Raw genomic sequence first — 20,356 nt, forward strand, 5'->3', positions numbered from 1 at the left:
AAGCTTGACGACCGGGGCTTTGGCTCAGAACAGAAAGTAACGCTGGGCCATTGGCAGGGTTTCGGCCGGTTCACACCAGAGCAACACCCCGTCGGCCTTGACCTGATAGGTCTGCGGGTCGACGTCGATGTTGGGCAGGTAGTCGTTGTGGATCAGGTCGGTTTTCTGCACGTCGCGGCAACCTTTGACCACCGCGATTTTCTTCTTCAGGCCCAATGCTTCGGGCAATCCCGACGCCTGCGCCGCCTGACTGATGAAGGTCAGGCTGGTGGCGTGCAGCGAGCCGCCGTAACTGGCGAACATCGGGCGGTAGTGCACCGGTTGCGGGGTCGGGATCGACGCGTTGGCGTCGCCCATCAGGCTGGCGGCGATGGCGCCGCCCTTGAGGATCAGCGTCGGTTTCACGCCGAAGAATGCCGGGCGCCACAGCACCAGATCGGCCCATTTGCCGACTTCCACCGAACCCACTTCATGACTGATGCCATGGGTGATCGCCGGGTTGATCGTGTACTTGGCGATGTAGCGTTTGGCGCGGAAGTTATCGTTGCCTTCGCCGTCCTGCGCGAGCGGCCCGCGCTGTTTCTTCATCTTGTCGGCGGTCTGCCAGGTGCGCGTGATGACTTCGCCGACGCGGCCCATGGCCTGGCTGTCGGAGCTGATCATCGAGAACGCGCCGAGGTCGTGGAGGATGTCTTCGGCGGCAATCGTTTCGCGGCGGATGCGGCTTTCGGCGAACGCCACGTCCTCGGCGATGCTCGGGTCGAGGTGGTGGCAGACCATCAGCATGTCGAGGTGTTCGTCGATGGTGTTGCGGGTGAACGGCCGGGTCGGGTTGGTCGAGCTCGGCAGCACGTTGGCGAAACCGCAGGCCTTGATGATGTCCGGCGCGTGGCCGCCACCGGCACCTTCGGTGTGATAGGTGTGGATGGTCCGGCCCTTGAACGCGCCGAGGGTGGTTTCGACGAAACCGGACTCGTTGAGGGTGTCGGTATGGATTGCCACTTGCACGTCGTACTGGTCGGCGACGCTCAGGCAGTTGTCGATGCTCGCCGGGGTGGTGCCCCAGTCTTCGTGCAGCTTGAGGCCGATGGCGCCGGCCTTGACCTGTTCGATCAACGGCTCCGGCAGGCTGGCGTTGCCCTTGCCGGTGAGGCCGATGTTCATCGGGAATGCGTCCGCCGCCTGGAGCATCCGCGCCAGGTGCCACGGCCCTGAAGTGCAGGTGGTGGCGTTGGTGCCGGTGGCTGGTCCCGTGCCGCCGCCGATCATGGTGGTGACACCGCTCATCAGCGCTTCTTCGATCTGCTGCGGGCAGATGAAGTGGATGTGGGTGTCGATGCCGCCGGCCGTGAGGATCATGCCTTCGCCGGCAATCACTTCGCTGCTGGCGCCGATGGCAATGGTCACGCCGGGCTGCACGTCCGGGTTGCCGGCCTTGCCGATCGCGGCGATGCGCCCGTCCTTGAGGCCCACGTCAGCCTTGACGATGCCCCAGTGGTCGATGATCAGCGCGTTGGTGATGACGGTGTCGACCACTTCGGCCGCCAGCAACTGGCTCTGGCCCTGGCCGTCGCGGATCACTTTGCCGCCGCCGAATTTCACTTCTTCGCCGTAGGTGGTGAAGTCCTGTTCGACCTCGATCCACAGCTCGGTGTCGGCCAGGCGCACCTTGTCGCCGACGGTGGGGCCGAACATGTCGGCGTAGGCTTGTCTGGAAATCTTCATCTGGCGTCCTTCAGGAAAATAGCGGTGAGCCATTGACCCTCACCCTAACCCTCTCCCGGAGGGAGAGGGGACTGATCGCGGTGAGGCAGTTATCGGTGGTTGGCTCCCTCTCCCCTGGGAGAGGGCTGGGGTGAGGGGCTGCGGTACACGCGGACTCAGAGGTCACCCATGACCCGCCCGGCAAACCCGAACACCCGCCGGTGCCCGGCATAGTCCACCAGTTCCACCTCGCGGCTCTGCCCAGGCTCGAAGCGCACGGCGGTGCCCGCCGGAATGTTCAGGCGCATGCCACGGCTGGCCGCGCGGTCGAAGGTCAGGGCATCGTTGGTTTCGAAAAAGTGATAGTGCGAGCCGACCTGGATCGGCCGGTCGCCGCTGTTCGCCACTTTCAGGCTGACAGTGCGGCGACCGACGTTGAGTTCGATGTCGCCGGGCTGGATTTTGTATTCGCCGGGAATCATCAGTTCGCTCCTTGCAGGACTTTGTAATAGAGGGCCGTCGGGCGATAGGTGCCGTTCGGGTCGCAAGCGTAATCGGGGATTTCCCCGGCCCGGGTGTAACCCAGGGCCTTGTAGAAATCTTCGGCGGGGGAGCCGGCCTCGGTGTCGAGGTAAAGCATGCCGCGCTTGTACTGACGCGCGGTCAGCTCAAGCGCTTCCATCAACTGCTGGCCGAGGCCGCGCCGCCGAGCGTGTTCGCGCACCAGCAGTTTCTGCACCTCGGCGCGGTTCAGGCCGTTGGCCTTCTGGCACAGGCTCAACTGGACGCTGGCTTGCACCTGTTCGTCCTTGACCACCACCCACAGCAAGACGTTGCCCTTGTTCAGGTTGTCCTGCACATCGTCGAAATAGGCGCGGGCCTGCGCGGCATCGAGGTCGGCCATGAAGCCGACGCTGGCGCCATAACCCACGGCGTCGAGCAGCAGGTCGATCAGGCCCTGACGATAGTGCGCAAAACTTTCAGCATTGACGCGTCGCAGTTGGGCGGGGTTCATCGGTGTCACTCCTTGTGGGCGGGCGGCGGCTCCGCGCCAGGATTGAGGGTCAGTTGCATGAAGGTCAGGTCGAGCCAGCGGCCGAACTTGGTGCCGACTTGCGGCATCTGCCCGGTGGTGATGAAACCGGCGCGCTCGTGCAGGCGGATAGACGCAGCGTTGCCGCTCTCGATAGCGGCGACCATGACGTGCTTGTCGCAGGTTTTCGCGCGTTCGATCAGCGCGGTCATCAGTTGCGGGCCGAGGCCGTTGCCGCGCTGGTCGCTGCGCACGTAGACCGAGTGCTCGACGGTGTGGCGGAAACCGTCGAACGGCCGCCAGTCACCGAACGAAGCGTAGCCGAGGGTGGTGTTGTCGGCGTCGACGATCACCAGGATCGGATAACCCTGAGCCTGACGGGCGCTGAACCACGCCTGACGGTTGCCGAGGTCGACGGCGGATTCATTCCAGATCGCCGTAGTGTTGAGCACGGCGTCGTTGTAGATGTCACGGATCACCGGCAGGTCGGCGTGCAGTGCATCGCGGATGGTGTAAGTCATGGCGCGGCCTCAGACGATCGGTTGGTGGACGGTGACCAGTTTGGTGCCGTCGGGGAACGTCGCTTCGACCTGGATCTCCGGGATCATTTCCGGGATGCCCTCCATCACCTGATCGCGGGTCAGCAGGGTGGTGCCGTAGTGCATCAGTTCGGCCACGGTCTGGCCGTCACGAGCGCCTTCGAGCAGCGCTGCCGAGATGTAGGCCATGGCTTCCGGGTAGTTGAGCTTCACGCCACGGGCCAGTCGCCGCTCGGCAACGAGGCCGGCGGTGAAGATCAGCAGCTTGTCTTTTTCGCGTGGGGTCAGGTCCATCGTTTTAAATCCATTTGGGCAGATTTGTGTGGTTCTTGTGGTGAGTGGGGTGCCAGTCAGACCCAGCCCTCACCCTAACCCTCTCCCGGAGGGAGAGGGGACTGATCTCGGTCGTTTTCGGTGGCCAGTTCAGTCAGTTGAATTCTCGTGTCTGAACATTTCCAGCGGTCACCTCGGTCAGGCCCCCTCTCCCTCCGGGAGAGGGCGGGGGGTGAGGGCTGGTTTTCAGGTGTTCCATATTCTTGGCGGTACAGCCTCGCGTCCCATCAATTTCGGCCGCAACAAGCGCCACAATTCAATAAGCCACGCCCGCGCCAGCAACGCTTCACTGGCCAGGCAACGGGCGACCAAAAGTCCGGGAAGTTGCGTCAGATCCCCACGCACGTCGTGGTTTAGCGAGCGGCAGCGTTCCAGCAATTCAGCATCGATCTCACCGGTCACCAGCAAGGTCGCAAACACCGGATTGCCATCCAGCCCGATCGGCGAATCAAGCAAGCCGTCATCGCCGACGATGCGCTGGCGCTCATGCCACAACAACCGCCCATCACGGCGAATATCCAGATGCGCCTGGAAATGCCCGAGGTCGAAACGTTCGCCACTGGCCGGACGACCCAGCGCTACCACGTCCCAGTAAAACAGTCGCGCATCGCCTTCAAGCTCGATCGAGGTCGTGAGTTCAGCCTGGGCGGCGCTGTAGACGATGGTTTCCTGGGGCAGCCATTCCAGTGTCGCGCCATCGGCGACATGCAGGTTCAGCGACTGATAAGCGGGCCCTGCCGCGCGATACCACTTGGCCGCGCCGGGGCTGGTGATCTGCGCCCAGGCGCCTTGTTCGACGCGGGCGCTGATGTCCAGCCGGTCACCGCCGGCGATCCCGCCCGGCGGGTGGACGATGATGTGCTGGCAGACCTCGGGCCCTTCGGCGTACAGATGCTTTTGCACCCGCAACGGGCCGAGGTGCCGGCGTCGGGTCGGCCGCGTGCAATCGCCGAAGCGGGCGTAGGCCAGCTCCAGCTCGGCGTGCCAGCTCGGGGTAAACAGGGCAGTCGCAACAGGTAAGTTCATGTTTTCTGATTATCGTTAGGACGCTACAGATTAGACCGTAACCTCAAATAGTCACCAGCCCGCGCACACCTTCGGCTTCCATATTTTCGCCACGGCCCTGCTGCACGATCTCGCCCCGGGACATCACCAGGTACTGATCGGCCAGTTCGGCGGCGAAATCGTAGAACTGCTCCACCAGCAGAATCGCCATGTCGCCCCGGGCGGCGAGCTTCTTGATCACCGCGCCGATTTCCTTGATCACCGACGGCTGGATGCCTTCGGTGGGTTCGTCGAGGATCAGCAGGCGCGGACGGCTGGCCAGTGCGCGGCCAATCGCGAGCTGTTGTTGCTGCCCCCCGGACAGATCGCCGCCGCGCCGCTGTTTCATTTGCAACAGCACCGGGAACAGCTCGTAGATGAACGCCGGCACTTCTTTGGCTTCGCTGCCGGGGAATCGCGACAGACCCATCAGCAGGTTCTCTTCCACGGTCAGCCGGCCGAAAATCTCCCGTCCCTGCGGGACGTAGGCGATCCCGGCGTGCACCCGCTGATGCGGCTTGAACGTGGTGATCGGTTTGCCTTCCCAGTTCACCGCGCCTTCCTTGGCCGGCAACAGGCCCATCAGGCATTTGAGCAGCGTGGTCTTGCCCACACCGTTACGCCCGAGCAGGCAGGTCACTTCGCCGACCTTCACGTCAAAGCTCAGGCCGCGCAGGATGTGGCTTCCGCCGTAGTACTGGTGCAGCTTGTCGACTTGCAGCATGTTCAAACTCTCCCCGGTGATCGTTCCCACGCTCTGCGTGGGAATGAATCCCGTGACGCTCCGCGTCACATAACGGCGGACGCGGAGCGTCCATGGCGGCATTCCCACGCGGACGGTTCGACGCCTCGACGTGGGAACGATCTGAATCGCAGGGCTAACGACCGAGGTAAACCTCGATCACTCGCTCGTTGTCCTGCACCTGTTCCAGCGAACCTTCGGCCAGCACGCTGCCCTGGTGCAACACGGTGACGTGGTCGGCAATCGAGCCGACGAAGCCCATGTCGTGTTCCACCACCATCAGCGAATGCTTGCCCGCGAGCGACTTGAACAGCTCGGCGGTGAACTCGGTTTCGGCGTCGGTCATGCCGGCCACCGGTTCATCGAGCAGCAGCAGTTGCGGGTCCTGCATCAGCAACATGCCGATTTCCAGAAACTGTTTCTGTCCGTGGGACAGCAGCCCCGCCGGGCGATTGACCGAGGTGGTCAGGCGAATGGTGTCGAGCACTTCGCTGATCCGGTCTTTCTGCTCGCCGCTCAACCTCGCCCGCAGGCTGGCCCACACCGACTTGTCGGTTTTCTGCGCCAGCTCCAGGTTCTCGAACACGCTCAGCGCTTCGAACACCGTCGGTTTCTGGAACTTGCGCCCGATGCCGGCCTGGGCGATCTGCACTTCGCTCATCTGCGTCAGGTCGAGGGTTTCACCGAACCACGCCTTGCCGTGGCTCGGCCGGGTCTTGCCGGTGATCACGTCCATCAGCGTGGTTTTGCCCGCGCCGTTGGGGCCGATGATGCAGCGCAGTTCGCCGACGCCGATGTACAGGTTCAGATTGTTCAGCGCCCGGAAGCCGTCGAAGCTGACGCTGATGTCTTCCAGGGTCAGGATCGTGCCGTGGCGGGTGTCGAGGCCCGGACCGACGCGTTGCCCGAGGCCGATCGAGTCGCGGCTGGTGCCTTCGTCCTTGTTCGGTTCCACCGGGAAAAAGGCCGGTTCCAGCATGAATTCAGCGCTCGCCGTGACTCTCATGATTCACCTCGTTTCTTCAGCAGACCGATCACGCCTTTGGGCAGGTACAACGTCACGACGATGAACAGCGCGCCGAGGAAGAACAGCCAGTATTCGGGGAAGGCCACGGTGAACCAGCTCTTCATGCCGTTGACCACGCCGGCGCCGAGCAGCGGGCCGATCAGGGTACCGCGCCCGCCAAGGGCTACCCACACGGCAGCTTCGATCGAGTTGGTCGGCGACATTTCGCTCGGATTGATGATCCCCACCTGCGGCACGTACAACGCGCCAGCCAGACCACACAACACGGCGCTCAACACCCAGACGAACAGCTTGAAACCACGCGGGTCGTAGCCACAGAACATCAGGCGGTTTTCCGCATCACGCAGCGCGGTCAGCACCCGGCCGAACTTGCTGCGGGCCAGGCGCCAGCCGATGAACAGGCTCGCCACCAGCAGCAGTACCGTCGCCAGAAACAGCACCGCGCGAGTTTCGGGTTCGGTGATGCCGAAGCCGAGGATCGTGCGGAAATTGGTGAAGCCGTTGTTGCCGCCGAAGCCGGTCTCGTTGCGGAAAAACAGCAGCATGCCGGCGAAGGTCAGGGCCTGGGTCATGATCGAGAAATACACGCCCTTGATCCGCGAACGGAAGGCGAAGAAGCCGAACACCAGCGCCAGCAACCCCGGCGCCAACACCACCAGGCACATCGCCCAGAGGAAGCTGCCGGTGCCGCTCCAGTACCACGGCAATTCGGTCCACGACAGGAACGTCATGAACGCCGGCAGACCATCACCGGCGGCCTGACGCATCAGGTACATGCCCATCGCATAACCGCCGAGAGCGAAGAACAGACCGTGGCCCAGCGACAAGAGACCTGCGTAACCCCAGACCAGATCCAGCGCCAGGGCAACGATGGCGTAGCAGAGAATCTTGCCGACCAGCGTCAGGGTGTAGGCCGAAACATGCAGCGCACTGTCCGCCGGCAACAGCGACAGCAGCGGCAGGGCGATCAGCAAGGCGAGCACCACCGCGCCGATGGCGAGCGTGGCTTTCGGGCCGGCCTTTTGTGTGGCCGTGACTAGTAGAGGCTGGTTCATCAGTCGATCACCCGTCCTTTCAGTGCGAAGAGGCCTTGCGGACGTTTCTGGATGAACAGAATGATCAGCGCGAGGATCAGGATCTTGCCGAGCACCGCACCGATCTGCGGTTCGAGAATCTTGTTGGCGATGCCCAGGCCAAATGCGGCGAACACGCTGCCGGCCAGTTGGCCGACACCGCCGAGCACCACCACCAGGAACGAGTCGATGATGTAGCTCTGGCCGAGGTCAGGGCCGACGTTGCCAATCTGGCTCAGGGCCACGCCACCGAGCCCGGCGATGCCCGAACCGAGGCCGAAGGCGAGCATGTCGACGCGCCCGGTCGGCACGCCGCAGCAGGCGGCCATGTTGCGATTCTGGGTGACGGCGCGCACGTTCAGGCCGAGGCGGGTCTTGTTCAGCAGCAGCCAGGTCAGCACCACCACGAACAACGCAAAAGCGATGATCACGATGCGGTTGTACGGCAGCACCAGATTCGGCAGCACCTGAATCCCACCGGACAGCCACGCCGGGTTCGCCACTTCAACGTTCTGCGCACCGAACACCAGTCGCACCAGCTGAATCAGCATCAGGCTGATGCCCCAGGTGGCGAGCAGGGTTTCCAGCGGGCGACCGTAGAGGTGACGAATCACCGTGCGCTCCAGGGCCATGCCGATGGCGGCCGTGACGAAGAACGCCACCGGCAGCGCGATCAGCGGATAGAACTCGATGGCATTCGGCGCGTAGCGCTGGAACATCAGCTGCACGACGTAGGTCGAGTAGGCGCCGAGCATCAGCATTTCGCCGTGGGCCATGTTGATCACGCCGAGCAGGCCGAAGGTGATCGCCAGGCCAAGTGCCGCGAGCAACAGAATCGAACCGAGGGACATGCCACTGAAGGCCTGGCCGAGCAGTTCGCCGACCAGCAGTTTGCGCTTGACCTGGGCGAGGCTGGTTTCGGCGGCAGTGCGCACGTTGGCATCGGTTTCGACGCCGGGTTCGAGCAGGCCTTCGAGGCGGGTGCGGGCCAACGGGTCGCCGGTTTCACCGAGCAGACGCACGGCCGCGAGGCGCACCGCCGGGTCGGTGTCGACCAGTTGCAGGTTGGCCAGTGCCAGGCTCAGGGCGGCGTGGACGCTTTCGTCTTGTTCGCCAGCCAGTTGCTGGTCGAGGAATTTCAGCTGCGCCGGTTTGGCGCTTTTCTGCAATTGCTGCGCGGCGGTCAGACGGGTTTTGGCGTCGGCGGCGAGCAATTGGTGGCTGGCCAGAGCGGTGTCGATCAGACCCCGCAGGCGGTTGTTCAGGCGCAGGGTTTTGGGTTGGCCGTCGACGGTCAGTTCGCCTTGTTGCAGGGCGTTGATCAGTTCGATACGCGCCGGATCGGGCTGCGCGGCCCAGGCTTCCAGCAGTTTGGCCTGTTGCATCGGGTTGGCGGCGACGAAGTCTTCGGCGTCGCTGGCGTGGGTCATCATGGGCAACAGGAGCAAGATGGCCAGGATAATGCGGTAAAAGGCAGTGGGCATGGGTGGTGCTTCCTGTGTTGCGGTGGCCGATGGAGCGGTGTCCGACTGCGAAATCCAGCCCTCACCCTAGCCCTCTCCCGGAGGGAGAGGGGACTGACCGAGTTGTCTGTTCATCAAGCATCGACCTGAAAAAACAGAGTCGAACTCAGGCTTTGAAAACGATGGAGATCTGCTCCCTTTCCCCCTCTCCCTGAGGGAGAGGGCTGGGGTGAGGGGGAAGGTCTCAAGTCCGCCTCAAGGTCTGAATCCGCCTCAGTTGCTCTTCACCGCATACTCCGGCTTCTTGTCATTGCCCGGAATGAACGGGCTCCAAGGCTGCGCACGAATCGGCCCTTCGGTCTGCCACACCACGTTGAACTGACCGTCGCTCTGGATTTCGCCGATCATCACCGGTTTGTGCAGGTGGTGATTGGTCTTGTCCATGGTCAGGGTGTAGCCGGACGGCGCGGCGAAGGTCTGGCCGCCGAGGGCTTCGCGGACCTTGTCGACGTCGGTCGATTTGGCTTTCTCCGCCGCCTGCGCCCACATGTGGATGCCGACGTAAGTGGCTTCCATCGGGTCGTTGGTCACCGCTTTGTCGGCGCCCGGCAGGTTGTGTTTCTTCGCGTAGGCTTTCCAGTCGGCGACGAATTTCTTGTTAGCCGGGTTATCCACCGACTCGAAGTAGTTCCACGCCGCGAGGTTGCCCACCAGCGGCTTGGTGTCGATGCCGCGCAGTTCTTCTTCACCCACCGAGAACGCCACCACCGGTACGTCGGTGGCCTTCAGGCCCTGGTTGGCCAGCTCTTTGTAGAACGGCACGTTGGAGTCGCCGTTGACGGTGGAGATCACAGCGGTCTTGCCGCCGGCCGAGAATTTTTTGATGTTGGCGACGATGGTTTGATAGTCGCTATGACCGAACGGGGTGTAGACCTCTTCGATGTCTTTGTCCGCTACGCCTTTGGAATGCAGGAACGAACGCAGGATCTTGTTGGTGGTGCGCGGGTACACATAGTCGGTGCCGAGCAGGAAGTAACGCTTGGCGCTGCCGCCTTCTTCGCTCATCAGGTATTCAACCGCCGGGATCGCCTGCTGGTTCGGCGCGGCGCCGGTGTAGAACACGTTCGGCGACATCTCTTCGCCTTCGTATTGCACCGGGTAGAACAGCAGGCCGTTGAGTTCTTCGAACACCGGCAGCACCGATTTGCGCGACACCGAGGTCCAGCAGCCGAACACCACCGCGACCTTGTCCTGGGTCAGCAACTGGCGGCCCTTTTCCGCGAACAGCGGCCAGTTAGACGCCGGGTCGACCACCACCGGCTCAAGCATCTTGCCGTTCACTCCGCCCTTGGCGTTGATCTCGTCGATGGTCATCAACGCCATGTCCTTGAGCGACGTTTCGGAGATCGCCATGGTGCCGGACAACGAATGCAGAATCCCGACCTTGATGGTCTCGGCGGCCTGTACGGTCCAGGTCATGCCCATCGCGGCAATGGATGCCGTGAGTGTGAAAGCCTTGATCAAACTGCGACGCTTCATTGTGCGATCTCCATGAACGTTAAAGTTTTTTATGGTTGGCAGATGCGAACGACTGAAGGCTGTTTTGCAAGGGCTGTGCCCGGTCGGGTTTGGGCAGGGAAATGTCGGTTTAGAGCGGTTGCGCACGAAGTCGGCGCACCATGAGGGGACGTGTTGCATGCAAAGGTGCAACGGGGTGCGCCAGATTGGGGCGCACCCGGAGGATTCAGCGGCGGCGCATCAGGCCGATGAAGAACAGGCCGCCGAGGGCTGCGGTGGCGACGCCAATGGGCAGGTCTTCGGGGGCTATCAACGTGCGTGCGGCGACGTCTACCCAGACGAGAAAGACGCTGCCGAGCAACACGCACACCGGCAGCAGACGCCGATGCTCAGCACCGATCAGGCGCCGGGCAATGTGCGGCACCATCAGCCCGACAAACCCGATGGAGCCGCTGATCGACACCAGCACCCCGGTCATCAGCGAAGCAATCACGAACACCCGCAGCCGCACCGCCCGCGCATTCAGGCCGAGGGTGACGGCGGTCTGTTCGCCGGCCATCAAGGCGTTCAGCGGACGGGCCATGCCGATCAGCAGAATCAAGCCAAGCAACACGCTCAGCGCCGGCACCGCCAACAACTCCCAGCGCGCCAGACCAAGGCCACCGAGCATCCAGAACATCACCGCCGAACTGGCGCGGTGATCGCCCATGAACAACAGCAGGTTGGCGATCGCCATCATCACGAACGAAACGGCCACGCCACACAGCAGCAGACGATCACTGTCCAGCCGACCCTGCCGATTGGCGATGCCCAGCACCAGAAACATGCTCAACAACGCGCCGATGAACGCGGCAATCGGCAAGGTCAGCAGTCCGACGATTTCGCCGACGTGCAGTACCACAATCACTGCACCGAGCGTGGCGCCGGAGGTGACGCCAAGCAGGTGCGGATCGGCCAGCGGATTGCGCGTGACCGCTTGCAACACCGCGCCGATCAGCGCCAGCCCGGCACCGACCAATGCACCGAGCAGCATGCGCGGTACGCGGATCAGCCAGACGATGTGTTCCTGACCGGCGCTCCAGTCCGGCACACCGAGGCCGAACAGTTTGTGCAGCAGAATCCGCCACACCACGTCCACCGGCACTCGCGCCGGGCCGAAGCCCAGCGACACCACGCAGGACACCAGCAATACGGCACCGAGGGCGATCAGCAGCAGCGCATAGCGACGATCGATCATTCGCCGTGGAAACCTTTGGCCAGGGTTTCCACCGCCAGCACGTTGTCGATCCCCGGCGTGGCCTGCACGTAAGGGATGACGATGAAGCGCTGGTTCTTGATCGCGTCCACCGATTGCAGCGCCTTGTTCTTCAGCAGGAATTCAATCTTCTGCTCGGCCGTGATTTCGCTGTAGTCGACGATCACGATCACCTGCGGATTGCGCTCGACCACGGTTTCCCAGTTGACCCGGGTCCAGCTCGCTTCGACATCATCGAGGACGTTGCGCCCGCCGGCGGCGTCGATCAGCGCTTGCGGCATGCCGAGGCGGCCGGAGGTCATGGCGCGGTCTTCGCCGCTGTCGTACAGGAACACCCGTGGTTTTTCAGCGGGCAGGTCTTTGCGGATTTCGGCGATCTGACTTTGCATGTCAGCGATCAGCGCGTTGGCGCGATCCTGCACGTCGAAAATCTTTCCGAGGTTGCGCAGGTCGTTGTAGGTGTCGTCCAGCGTGGCGGCGGGGCGCTTCATCACGAAGGCGCAGGATTCGGTCAGTTCATACACATTGATGCCCAACGGTTGCAGGGTCTGCGGCGTGAGATCGCCGCCGACGCGCATGCCGTAATCCCAGCCGGCGAAGAAGAAATCGACATTGGCGTTGAGTAACGTTTCCACCGACGGGTACTTGGCTGCCAGCTCCGGCAGACCGTCGAGAAGACTCTGCATTTCAGGCGTTACCGACTTCCAGCCACTGACGCCGCTGTAGCCGGCCATCTTCGACTTGAGGCCGAGGGCGAGCATCATCTGGGTCATGTTGATGTCGTGGCTGACCGCGTGCTTCGGCGCTTCCTTGAAGGTGACTTCACGGTTGCAGCTCTGGATCGTCAGCGGGTACTTCGTGGCCTCGGCGAAGGCGTGGGTGGTGCCCAGCAACAGAGCGAGGCAAAGCAGGGAGCGCACAGTCATGGTCGGGTTATCCAGGTGATTCGCGGGTAGCCGTGGAGGGGGTGGGAATCGATCAATGCTTCGACGCCGAACACGTCGCGCAGCAGTTCGACGGTCAGGACTTGTTGCGGGGTGCCGCTGGCGACGATGCGACCGTGGTTGATCACATACAAACGGTCGCAGAACGCGGCGGCCAGGTTCAGGTCGTGGATGCTCGCCAACGTGCCGATCTGCAAACGCTTGACCAGCTGCAGCAGTTCCAGCTGATAGCGCGGGTCGAGGTGGTTGGTCGGCTCGTCGAGGATCAGCAGTTGCGGTTGCTGGGTCAGGGCCCGGGCGAGGATCACGCGTTGTTTTTCACCACCGGACAACGTGGCGAACGCGTGGTCTTCGAAGCCGTCGAGGCCCACGGATTTGAGGGCCTGGGTGGCGAGCTGACGGTCTTCCAGCGTGTCGCCGTCGAACAGGCCTTTGTGCGGCGTGCGGCCCATGGCGACCACTTCTTCGACGGTCAGGCCGAAGGCGTCGGGGAACTCCTGCAGCACCACGGCGATGCGTTGCGCACACCAGCGTGAGGATTGTTTCCAGACATTGTGGTGATCGAGTCTGACCTCACCGTGCTCCGGCTGGCTGAAGCGATAGGCGCAGCGCAACAGGCTGGTCTTGCCGCTGCCATTGGGCCCGATCAGCCCGACGAACTCACCGGCGGCCACTTGCAACGAGGCGTCACGCAGCTGGAACTGGTGATGGCAGTGGCCGTGGCCCAAAGGTGTCCAGGCGAGATCGGTGAGGGACAGTGAGGTCATTTCGTTCCTGTTCTAGAAGGTGTAGTCAGCCGTGACAAAGAACGAACGAGGCTCACCCAGAATCCACTGCTGGCCCTCATTGTATTGGCTTTGCGCATATGTCCGGTCAAACAGATTGTTCACCTGCAACCCCAGCGTGGTGTTGCGCAGGGCTTTCCACGACAGCGTCGCATCGATCACGGTGTAGCTCGGCAGCTCGTTATGGTTGGCCATGTCGGCGTAGCGCGCATCGACATAACGCACGCCGGCGCCGGCTTTCAGGTCATCGGTCAGCGCCTTGCTCAGCCACAGATTGGCGGTGCGCCGTGGTACGTCCACCGGACGATTGCCATTGCGCGACACCGGCACGCCGCCGACCACTTCTTCAAAATCGTCGTACTTGGCCTTGACGATCGCCGCGTTGGTTTGCAGTTGCCAGGCGTGTGGCAATTGCAGATCGAGGCTGGCTTCCAGGCCGTTCGACGATTGCTGGCCGACCTGCTGCTTGAGCGTCGGGTTACCGGGATCGTCGGTCAGCAGCTTCTTCTTCACGATGCGATACGCCGCCAGCGTGAATTCGCCACGCTGATCCCAGAACAGCTGCTTCAGGCCGATCTCGGTTTGCCGCGCGGTGGACAGGTCATATTGCTGCTGGCTCGGGCTCAGGGAAATCAGACCGCCGATGCCATCGGTGCTGGTGGCGACCTGGCCATAGAACGAAGTGTCCTGCGTCAGCGCGAACACCAGGCCGGCCTTCCAGTTGTTGCCGGTCAGGGTCTTGTCACTCTGGCTGCCGTCGACCAGGTTGTTGCGATCCACATGCACGTAGTCGCGGCGCACACCGGTTACCAACGACCAGCGTTCGCTCAGTTGCGTGCGGTTTTCGGCGAACACCGACATCTGTTTGGTGGTGCTGTCGAATTGATCGCGATACGGGTCGGCGCTCTCGAAGTAACCGGTTTGCGGGTGGTACAGATCCAGCGGCTGGCCGTTCGGCAATACGTCGTTGAACGGCGAGTTGCTGTCGAGCTGGAAGCGGATGCGGTTGTAATCAACGCCGGTAACGGTCTGGCTGTCGAGACCAAACAGCGAATGCTTGAAGGTGAAGGTCTGGCGGTCGCCGACCTGTTCCTGTTTGTGTCCGATACCGAAGTAGCCGCTGCGGCTGAGCTGCTGACTGTCAGCGTCGAAGTTGTAGTTCTCGGCGTTCTGCCAGCGGCGTTGGGCCTTGAGGTAGTACAGCTCATTGCTGGCGCTGACTGCATCGTTGATCTGCCAGTCGCTGGTCAGGCGCGTCCATTGATCGTTGTAGTGCTGCTTGTCGTCGCGCACGTTGTAGTTCTTGTTGCGCAGGCTGTCCTTCAACTGGGCGTTGATCAGCGGCGTGCCGAAGTAGTTCTGCGGACGCTGGTCGCCGTAATCGTGGGCGAGGGTGAAGGTCAGATCATCGGTGGCCTGCCAGCGCAGGGCGGCGCTGATGAAGTCGCTGGACGAATCACCGCGATCGACCCAGCCATTGCTGCGCAGGCGATTGAGGTTGAGGCGATAGCTCAGGGTGTCGGTCAGCGAGCCGCCGCTGTCGAACGCCTGCTGCTGACTATCAAACGAGCCATAACCGACGCGCACGTGGTTTTCGATTTCGCCTTCGAACGGCTTTTTCGGGATCACGTTGACCACCGCACCGGTCGCGCCTTCGCCGTACAGCACCGAGGCCGGGCCGCGCAGGACATCGACGCGCTCCACCGACCAGGTGTCGACCGGGAACGTCACGGTGCCCATGCCGGTGTACATGCGGTTACCGTCATACAACTGCATCACCGAACTCTGCCCAGTAAAACCCCGAGCCTGCAACGAGGTGCCGCCATCGCCCGGCGTGCCGGTGCGGCTGATGCCGGTGCTGCGCGACACCGCGTCCTGCACGCTGCGATCGCCACGGGCGCGGACTTGCTCGCCGCTGAGGCTTTCGACGCTGGCCGGGGTTTCCATCGCGCTGAGGTTGAGACGCGAGCCGGCACTGGTCGGCGTGGTCAGGCTGACGGTCTGGTCGTCATTGGCCGGGGCGGTGATGGTGCCGGTGGGCAGCGTCAGCGGGGCGTTGTCGGCGTGGGCGCTGTGGTTCAAGGCGAACAGACAGAGGCTGGACAAGAGGTACTTGTTCATCGGGGCGGTGAATCACTTCTTCAAAAGAAAAGCCCGCAGGCTCATGACGGTGCATGGCTGCGGGCGGAGCAGCAAATTTGCGTTATACAGTAACACTAAAAAATGCCGGAGTTTAAGCCCCGGCAGTTTAAAGATCTGTCTAAATCGCGCATCTCGCCTGTTTCATGATGAAGTTGAGGCAGATTCAGCTTGTCGGCCCAGACGCGACACCAGCAGCCGATCCAGCAACCACACCACCACCAGCGAAGCCCCCACCAGCGGAAACACCACCGCCAGAACCAGCATGATCGCCACCCCGGTTTTCCACTTCGGCAGGTCGTGGCGCAGCGGTGGCACGCCGAACTTGCCCTGTGGCCGGCGCTTCCACCAGATCACCACGCCGCTGACAGCGCTGAGCAGGATCATCAGGCAGATCAGCAACACGATGATCTGGTTGAAGGTGCCGAACATCTTGCCTTCGTGGAGCATCACGCCGATCTCGGTAGCCCGGGCAACAGCGCCGTACTGCTCGAAGCGCACGTCGGCCAAAACTTTGCCGGTGTACTGATCGACGTGCAGGGTCGCGTCGTTACGCGGGTCGTCGGCGAATACCGCGATGGTGAACACACCGGTGGCAGTGGTCGGCATTGTGATGCTGTAGCCCGGCTCGACCTTGCGCTCGATGGCGATGTTTTGCACATCCTGCAGGCGGATGGTCGGTGCAGCGGGGCCGTGTTGCATGCCGCCGTGGGCCATGTGTTCGGCGTGGTCGCCGGACATCGGCATCGGGGTGTTTTCCATCGCCCACGGTACGGTCTGGCGGGCGGCGTTGTTGAGGCTGCCAGCCTCGACGTCGGAGGTCGGCACGTTGTTCCACATCGCCGCCGGGAACACGTTCCACACCTGCGCGTATTGCTTGCCCCAGAAGCCGGTCCAGGTCATGCCGCTGAGCAGCATCACCAGCAGCAATGCGGCGCCCCAGAATCCGGTAACGGCATGCAAATCACGCCACAGCACGCGGCCGCGACTGCTCAGGCGTGGCCACAGAATCCCCGCGGCCTGACCTCGCGGCCACCACAGGAAAACCCCGGACACCACCAGCACCACGCCCCAGCCTGCGGCCATTTCGATCAGTCGGTCACCGACGGTGCCGATCATCAGTTCGCCGTGAATCGCCCGGGCGATGGCTTGCAGGTTCTGCCTGGCATCCTGCTCGCCAAGGATGTCGCCGTGGTACGGATCGACGAATACGTTCAGTTCATGGCCGGCATTGGCCACGACAAACTGCGCGCTGCGCTCGGCATTCGCCGGTGGCAGGTACTGGGTGACCTGGCCCTGTGGATAAGCGCTTTTGACCTTTTGCAGCAAGTCATCGGCCGGCACGGTGTGATGCCCGGCGGGGACGTTCAGCAGGCTGCTGTACATCAGCGAATCGAGCTGCGGCTTGAACAGGTAAATGATGCCGGTCAGGGCCAGCATCACCATGAATGGCGCGACGAACAATCCGGCATAGAAATGCCAACGCCAGGCCAGGTTGTAGAAATTCGGTTTGGGCTGTTTCATCACGTGTGCTCCGCTTGGCTTGGATCTTCTCGTTGTCTGTTGCCGCCCGCTCCCTCAAGGGAGCGAGCGCCCTTGAGGGTTAGAAACTCATGTCCACCTTGGTCCAGAGCGTGCGCCCCGGTTCATTGATCGCTTGCGGGTCGTTGGCCGGGTAGCCGAACCCGGCGTTGCCCGCCAGGTTCAGGTGTTCGGCGTAAGCCTTGCCGAACAGGTTGTCGACGCCGGTACTGACCTTCCAGTGTTTGTTGATCCGGTAGGCGCCGTTGAGCGAGAACACGCCGAAGCCCGAACTCTTGTCGTAATCCTTGCCGACCACGTTGCCCTTGTTCTGGTCGATACGGTTTTGCGCGGCAACCACCCTCCACAGTGCGCCGGCGCTCCAGTTGTCTTCGGTATAGGTCAGACCGAAGCGCGCATCCAGCGGCGGCATCTGCGGCAGAGCCTTGCCGTCGCTGCTGTTCTTGCCCCAGGCGTAGGCCAGGGTCGCATCGGCTTTCCAGTTGTCGGTGAGTTTGTAGGCGGCACCGAGTTCGCCGCCCATGATCCGCGCGTCGATGTTCTCGGCGCGGGACGTGCTCATGCCCATCATCCCGGGGGTGTAATCGAAGAGGATGTAATCGCGCACCTGGCCGATGTAACCGGAGGCCCAGGCTTCGAGCTCGGCGCTCTTGTAGTTCACGCCGAAGTCGAGCTGAGTGGTCTTTTCCGGCTTGATCGAATCGAACGCATTGACCGAACCGGCCGGGCCGGATTTGGGCGAAAACAGCTCCCAGTAATCCGGGAAACGCTGGGCGTGGCCGAGGCCGGCGTAGAGCGTGGTCGGGCTGTCGGCCAGGTCATGCTCGTAACGGACGAAGCCGCTCGGCAGGGTGTCGGCGCGGGTATCGCCAGCGGTCGGATTCGGCCGGGACATCATTCCCGAGCCGGTGGTCTGCCGGAAATCCCTGGCCGAGGCACGGTCGACCCGGGCGCCGGTGATCAGCCGGTCGCGGTCGGCGGCGTACCAGGTCATTTCGCTGAACACCCCGTAGTTATGGAAGTCGGCGTCCTTGGTGTACGGCTGATCCTTGTAGGTATCGATGCCCATGCCGCTGCGCTGCCGGTGTTCGTTGGTCTGCGCGTCGAGGCCGGTGATCAGCTGGATATCGGCCCAGCGCCAGGTGGCCTTGATCCGCGCGCCGAGGGTGCGGCGGTCGACGTTGGACGCCATGGGACCGGCCATCATCCCGGTGCCGGACGGCGTGCGCAGGGTGTAGTTGTCCATCACGTGGTCGGCGTAGTTGTAGTAGACCTGCGCTTCGAGCTTCTCCAGCACGTCGCTGATGTTGGATTTCTCGAATCGCAGACCGAGGCTTTCACGCAGGAATTGCGAGCCGTCCATGCCGCGTCCGGCGTAACGTGCTTCGCCGTTGCCCTTGCCGGCGGTGAGTTCGATCAGGGTGTCGGCATCCGGGGTCCAGCCCAGCGCCACGTCGCCGTTCCACTTGTCGTAGCGTGAGGCAACGATATCGTTGTTGCCGTCGCGGTAGTCGTCGGAATGCGCGGTGTTGCCGATCACCCGAACGTAACCCAGCGAACCGCCGGCTGCCGCATCGACGACCTTGTCGAAGCGTCCGTGAGAGCCGGCCAGCACGCTGGCGTTCACCCGGGTGCCGAGTTCGCCGAAGCTTTCCGGTTCGCGGTCGAACAGGATCGTGCCGGCCGAGGCGCCAGGTCCGTAGAGCACGGTTTGCGGGCCTTTGATCACGGTGAGTTTGTCGTAGGTCTCGGGCGAGATGTACGAGGTCGGCGCGTCCATCCGGCCGGGGCAGGCGCCGAGCATCATGCTGCCGTTGGTGAGGATGTTCAGGCGCGAACCGAACATGCCGCGCAGCACCGGGTCACCGTTGGTGCCGCCGTTGCGCACCAGGGCGAAGCCTGGAATGGTCTTCAGGTAGTCGCCGCCATCGCTGGCCGGTACTGGCTGGCGCGGGTCCTTCGGGTTGGTGACGATGGTCAGCGGCGAGCTCGGGGCGATGGCGGTGATCACCGTGGGGCTCAGTTCGTCAGCGTGGCCGGCGTGTTCGTCGGCGTGGACCAGCGGGGACAGCAGGACGCCGCAAAGGACGGCGGTAGCGTGCCTGAAACGAACGCGGGATTCGTTCAGGGCAAAGGACGCCGGGGCAGAAGCCGGGCGCGGGACAGCAGAAAACCTGGACATGACAATTTCCATCAAACAGTCGTAAACGACACGGCCGGCAGCCTGAGGCTGTCTTCTCAACCGTGTGCAATCAGAGTTGGGTGTTTACGCTGCGACGGGTGGGGCGCGGGTGCGGGCGCCGGGGAAGAAGGTCTGCCGGGCATGGCCCAGACGCGGGGAGGGTGGGGTGAAGGTGTTGACCAGAGGAATGCTGAAAGTGGCGAAGCTGCCGCCACCGGTCAGCGCCGGGCAGTTGAACAGCAGGCTGCAATAACCGCATTTTTCCCACAGCACGTGGTGCGAGGATTGCGGCGGGCAGTGTTCCGCCGAGGGTTTCGCTTCATGCGCGGAATGATCCATTCCCGGCATGTCCATCGACATGTCCATGCTCATCGGCATGGAGGTCGAGGCGTGCTGATCCATCGGCATCGACTGAGAAATCAGCGGGCCGATGAAGATCATCAACATGGCGAACAGGGCGATCCAGCTGCCGCGGGTCAGGTGTTCAGTCTGACGGCGTTGCAGGGAGGGCCTGGCGCTCAGGGGGCGCATGGGCGGAGTCTGCCGGAACGGTTACTGGGCGTGCGCGTGGGCTTGCGTGGCTTGCGGCGGCTTCTTCTGCACCGCGACTTCGACGGTCACGTCACCGGCCTTTTCGAAGTGCAGGGTCAGCGGGAAGCGCTTGCCGTCGGTCAGCAGACTGCGGTCGGTCGGATTCATCAGCATCACGTGATAGGCCATCGGCGCGAAGGTCACGTTTCCACCGGCCGGGATGGCCACGTTCGGCACCTGTTGCATCTTCATCAGATCACCCTGCATCACGTGCTCGTGCAGTTCCGCTGTCGGGGCGATCGGCGAGTCGACGCTGAGCAGGCGGTCAGCCGTCTTGCCGGCGTTGTGAATGATGAAATACGCGGCAACCGTCGGCGCGTTCGGCGGCAGTTCCTGTGACCACGGGTGGGCGATTTCCAGCTCGCCGGCCTTGTATTCGTGGGCATGGGCGAAGCACGCAGGCAGCAACAGCGCAGCGATGACGATGAATTTGTTCAACATG

The 20,356-nt window shown here is 62.9% G+C and carries 19 protein-coding genes; all 19 read right to left on the minus strand.

Going from position 1 to position 20,356, the window contains the following annotated elements:
• Positions 1 to 24 precede the first annotated feature (24 nt).
• The 19 genes from ureC to ABFB52_RS04130 all read right to left on the minus strand — a co-directional run bounded on the left by ureC (position 25) and on the right by ABFB52_RS04130 (position 20,355).
• Positions 25 to 1,725 carry an urease subunit alpha gene (ureC, locus tag ABFB52_RS04040; protein ID WP_085685440.1) on the minus strand — a complete coding sequence of 567 codons (1,701 nt, stop codon included), beginning with the start codon at positions 1,723 to 1,725 and terminating at the stop codon, positions 25 to 27.
• A 155-nt stretch (positions 1,726 to 1,880) separates the two neighbouring features.
• On the minus strand, positions 1,881 to 2,186 hold the full coding sequence (locus tag ABFB52_RS04045; protein WP_007950605.1) for an urease subunit beta: 306 nt from the start codon (positions 2,184 to 2,186) through the stop codon (positions 1,881 to 1,883).
• Complete coding sequence (locus tag ABFB52_RS04050) at positions 2,186 to 2,719, minus strand: GNAT family N-acetyltransferase (protein WP_064593169.1); 534 nt, start codon at positions 2,717 to 2,719, stop codon at positions 2,186 to 2,188. Before ABFB52_RS04050 ends, ABFB52_RS04045 begins: the two co-directional genes overlap by 1 nt.
• Positions 2,720 to 2,724: 5 nt before the next feature.
• A complete protein-coding gene (locus ABFB52_RS04055; protein WP_129973475.1) occupies positions 2,725 to 3,258 on the minus strand; it encodes a GNAT family N-acetyltransferase in 534 nt (177 codons plus the stop codon).
• A 9-nt stretch (positions 3,259 to 3,267) separates the two neighbouring features.
• Positions 3,268 to 3,570, minus strand: a complete 303-nt coding sequence (gene ureA / locus ABFB52_RS04060) for an urease subunit gamma (protein WP_039766748.1) — start codon at positions 3,568 to 3,570, stop codon at positions 3,268 to 3,270.
• A gap of 225 nt (positions 3,571 to 3,795) precedes the next feature.
• On the minus strand, positions 3,796 to 4,635 hold the full coding sequence (locus ABFB52_RS04065; RefSeq protein ID WP_129973476.1) for an urease accessory protein UreD: 840 nt from the start codon (positions 4,633 to 4,635) through the stop codon (positions 3,796 to 3,798).
• A gap of 43 nt (positions 4,636 to 4,678) precedes the next feature.
• Positions 4,679 to 5,377 (minus strand): urea ABC transporter ATP-binding subunit UrtE, encoded by a 699-nt coding sequence (urtE, locus tag ABFB52_RS04070; RefSeq protein ID WP_007950600.1) that lies wholly within the window; start codon positions 5,375 to 5,377, stop codon positions 4,679 to 4,681.
• 154 nt (positions 5,378 to 5,531) lie between these two features.
• On the minus strand, positions 5,532 to 6,374 hold the full coding sequence (urtD, locus tag ABFB52_RS04075) for an urea ABC transporter ATP-binding protein UrtD (protein ID WP_169432587.1): 843 nt from the start codon (positions 6,372 to 6,374) through the stop codon (positions 5,532 to 5,534).
• A 23-nt stretch (positions 6,375 to 6,397) separates the two neighbouring features.
• Positions 6,398 to 7,477, minus strand: a complete 1,080-nt coding sequence (urtC, locus tag ABFB52_RS04080; RefSeq protein WP_129973477.1) for an urea ABC transporter permease subunit UrtC — start codon at positions 7,475 to 7,477, stop codon at positions 6,398 to 6,400.
• On the minus strand, positions 7,477 to 8,979 hold the full coding sequence (gene urtB, locus ABFB52_RS04085; protein WP_102688365.1) for an urea ABC transporter permease subunit UrtB: 1,503 nt from the start codon (positions 8,977 to 8,979) through the stop codon (positions 7,477 to 7,479). The genes urtC and urtB overlap by 1 nt, the downstream gene beginning before the upstream one ends.
• A 252-nt stretch (positions 8,980 to 9,231) precedes the next feature.
• Positions 9,232 to 10,497, minus strand: coding sequence for an urea ABC transporter substrate-binding protein (gene urtA, locus ABFB52_RS04090; RefSeq protein WP_007950596.1), 1,266 nt, complete (start codon positions 10,495 to 10,497; stop codon positions 9,232 to 9,234).
• A gap of 205 nt (positions 10,498 to 10,702) precedes the next feature.
• A complete protein-coding gene (locus tag ABFB52_RS04095) occupies positions 10,703 to 11,713 on the minus strand; it encodes an iron ABC transporter permease (protein ID WP_129973478.1) in 1,011 nt (336 codons plus the stop codon).
• Positions 11,710 to 12,657, minus strand: a complete 948-nt coding sequence (locus tag ABFB52_RS04100; RefSeq protein ID WP_129973479.1) for an ABC transporter substrate-binding protein — start codon at positions 12,655 to 12,657, stop codon at positions 11,710 to 11,712. Before ABFB52_RS04100 ends, ABFB52_RS04095 begins: the two co-directional genes overlap by 4 nt.
• Positions 12,654 to 13,442 carry an ABC transporter ATP-binding protein gene (locus tag ABFB52_RS04105; RefSeq protein WP_129973480.1) on the minus strand — a complete coding sequence of 263 codons (789 nt, stop codon included), beginning with the start codon at positions 13,440 to 13,442 and terminating at the stop codon, positions 12,654 to 12,656. The genes ABFB52_RS04100 and ABFB52_RS04105 overlap by 4 nt, the downstream gene beginning before the upstream one ends.
• A gap of 12 nt (positions 13,443 to 13,454) precedes the next feature.
• Positions 13,455 to 15,581 carry a TonB-dependent receptor gene (locus ABFB52_RS04110; RefSeq protein ID WP_129973481.1) on the minus strand — a complete coding sequence of 709 codons (2,127 nt, stop codon included), beginning with the start codon at positions 15,579 to 15,581 and terminating at the stop codon, positions 13,455 to 13,457.
• Between the two features lie 162 nt (positions 15,582 to 15,743).
• Positions 15,744 to 17,123, minus strand: a complete 1,380-nt coding sequence (locus tag ABFB52_RS04115; RefSeq protein ID WP_129973482.1) for a PepSY domain-containing protein — start codon at positions 17,121 to 17,123, stop codon at positions 15,744 to 15,746.
• 79 nt (positions 17,124 to 17,202) lie between these two features.
• Complete coding sequence (locus ABFB52_RS04120) at positions 17,203 to 19,323, minus strand: TonB-dependent copper receptor (RefSeq protein WP_129973483.1); 2,121 nt, start codon at positions 19,321 to 19,323, stop codon at positions 17,203 to 17,205.
• Between the two features lie 84 nt (positions 19,324 to 19,407).
• Positions 19,408 to 19,854: a DUF2946 domain-containing protein gene (locus tag ABFB52_RS04125; protein ID WP_085746551.1), complete on the minus strand. Its 447-nt coding sequence runs from the start codon at positions 19,852 to 19,854 to the stop codon at positions 19,408 to 19,410.
• A gap of 21 nt (positions 19,855 to 19,875) precedes the next feature.
• Positions 19,876 to 20,355: a copper chaperone PCu(A)C gene (locus ABFB52_RS04130; RefSeq protein ID WP_085746552.1), complete on the minus strand. Its 480-nt coding sequence runs from the start codon at positions 20,353 to 20,355 to the stop codon at positions 19,876 to 19,878.
• Position 20,356: the final 1 nt, after the last annotated feature.

This window comes from Pseudomonas sp. 9.2(2024), assembly GCF_039695385.1.
GTDB classification, from domain to species: domain Bacteria; phylum Pseudomonadota; class Gammaproteobacteria; order Pseudomonadales; family Pseudomonadaceae; genus Aquipseudomonas; species Aquipseudomonas paraglycinae.

Excerpts from the sequence above, each read along its gene's own strand:
- ureC (WP_085685440.1), bottom strand. The coding sequence starts at position 1,725 with ATGAAGATTTCCAGACAAGCCTACGCCGACATGTTCGGCCCCACCGTC.
- ABFB52_RS04045 (WP_007950605.1), bottom strand. The coding sequence starts at position 2,186 with ATGATTCCCGGCGAATACAAAATCCAGCCCGGCGACATCGAACTCAAC.
- ABFB52_RS04050 (WP_064593169.1), bottom strand. The coding sequence starts at position 2,719 with ATGAACCCCGCCCAACTGCGACGCGTCAATGCTGAAAGTTTTGCGCAC.
- ABFB52_RS04055 (WP_129973475.1), bottom strand. The coding sequence starts at position 3,258 with ATGACTTACACCATCCGCGATGCACTGCACGCCGACCTGCCGGTGATC.
- ureA (WP_039766748.1), bottom strand. The coding sequence starts at position 3,570 with ATGGACCTGACCCCACGCGAAAAAGACAAGCTGCTGATCTTCACCGCC.
- ABFB52_RS04065 (WP_129973476.1), bottom strand. The coding sequence starts at position 4,635 with ATGAACTTACCTGTTGCGACTGCCCTGTTTACCCCGAGCTGGCACGCC.
- urtE (WP_007950600.1), bottom strand. The coding sequence starts at position 5,377 with ATGCTGCAAGTCGACAAGCTGCACCAGTACTACGGCGGAAGCCACATC.
- urtD (WP_169432587.1), bottom strand. The coding sequence starts at position 6,374 with ATGCTGGAACCGGCCTTTTTCCCGGTGGAACCGAACAAGGACGAAGGC.
- urtC (WP_129973477.1), bottom strand. The coding sequence starts at position 7,477 with ATGAACCAGCCTCTACTAGTCACGGCCACACAAAAGGCCGGCCCGAAA.
- urtB (WP_102688365.1), bottom strand. The coding sequence starts at position 8,979 with ATGCCCACTGCCTTTTACCGCATTATCCTGGCCATCTTGCTCCTGTTG.
- urtA (WP_007950596.1), bottom strand. The coding sequence starts at position 10,497 with ATGAAGCGTCGCAGTTTGATCAAGGCTTTCACACTCACGGCATCCATT.
- ABFB52_RS04095 (WP_129973478.1), bottom strand. The coding sequence starts at position 11,713 with ATGATCGATCGTCGCTATGCGCTGCTGCTGATCGCCCTCGGTGCCGTA.
- ABFB52_RS04100 (WP_129973479.1), bottom strand. The coding sequence starts at position 12,657 with ATGACTGTGCGCTCCCTGCTTTGCCTCGCTCTGTTGCTGGGCACCACC.
- ABFB52_RS04105 (WP_129973480.1), bottom strand. The coding sequence starts at position 13,442 with ATGACCTCACTGTCCCTCACCGATCTCGCCTGGACACCTTTGGGCCAC.
- ABFB52_RS04110 (WP_129973481.1), bottom strand. The coding sequence starts at position 15,581 with ATGAACAAGTACCTCTTGTCCAGCCTCTGTCTGTTCGCCTTGAACCAC.
- ABFB52_RS04115 (WP_129973482.1), bottom strand. The coding sequence starts at position 17,123 with ATGAAACAGCCCAAACCGAATTTCTACAACCTGGCCTGGCGTTGGCAT.
- ABFB52_RS04120 (WP_129973483.1), bottom strand. The coding sequence starts at position 19,323 with ATGTCCAGGTTTTCTGCTGTCCCGCGCCCGGCTTCTGCCCCGGCGTCC.
- ABFB52_RS04125 (WP_085746551.1), bottom strand. The coding sequence starts at position 19,854 with ATGCGCCCCCTGAGCGCCAGGCCCTCCCTGCAACGCCGTCAGACTGAA.
- ABFB52_RS04130 (WP_085746552.1), bottom strand. The coding sequence starts at position 20,355 with ATGTTGAACAAATTCATCGTCATCGCTGCGCTGTTGCTGCCTGCGTGC.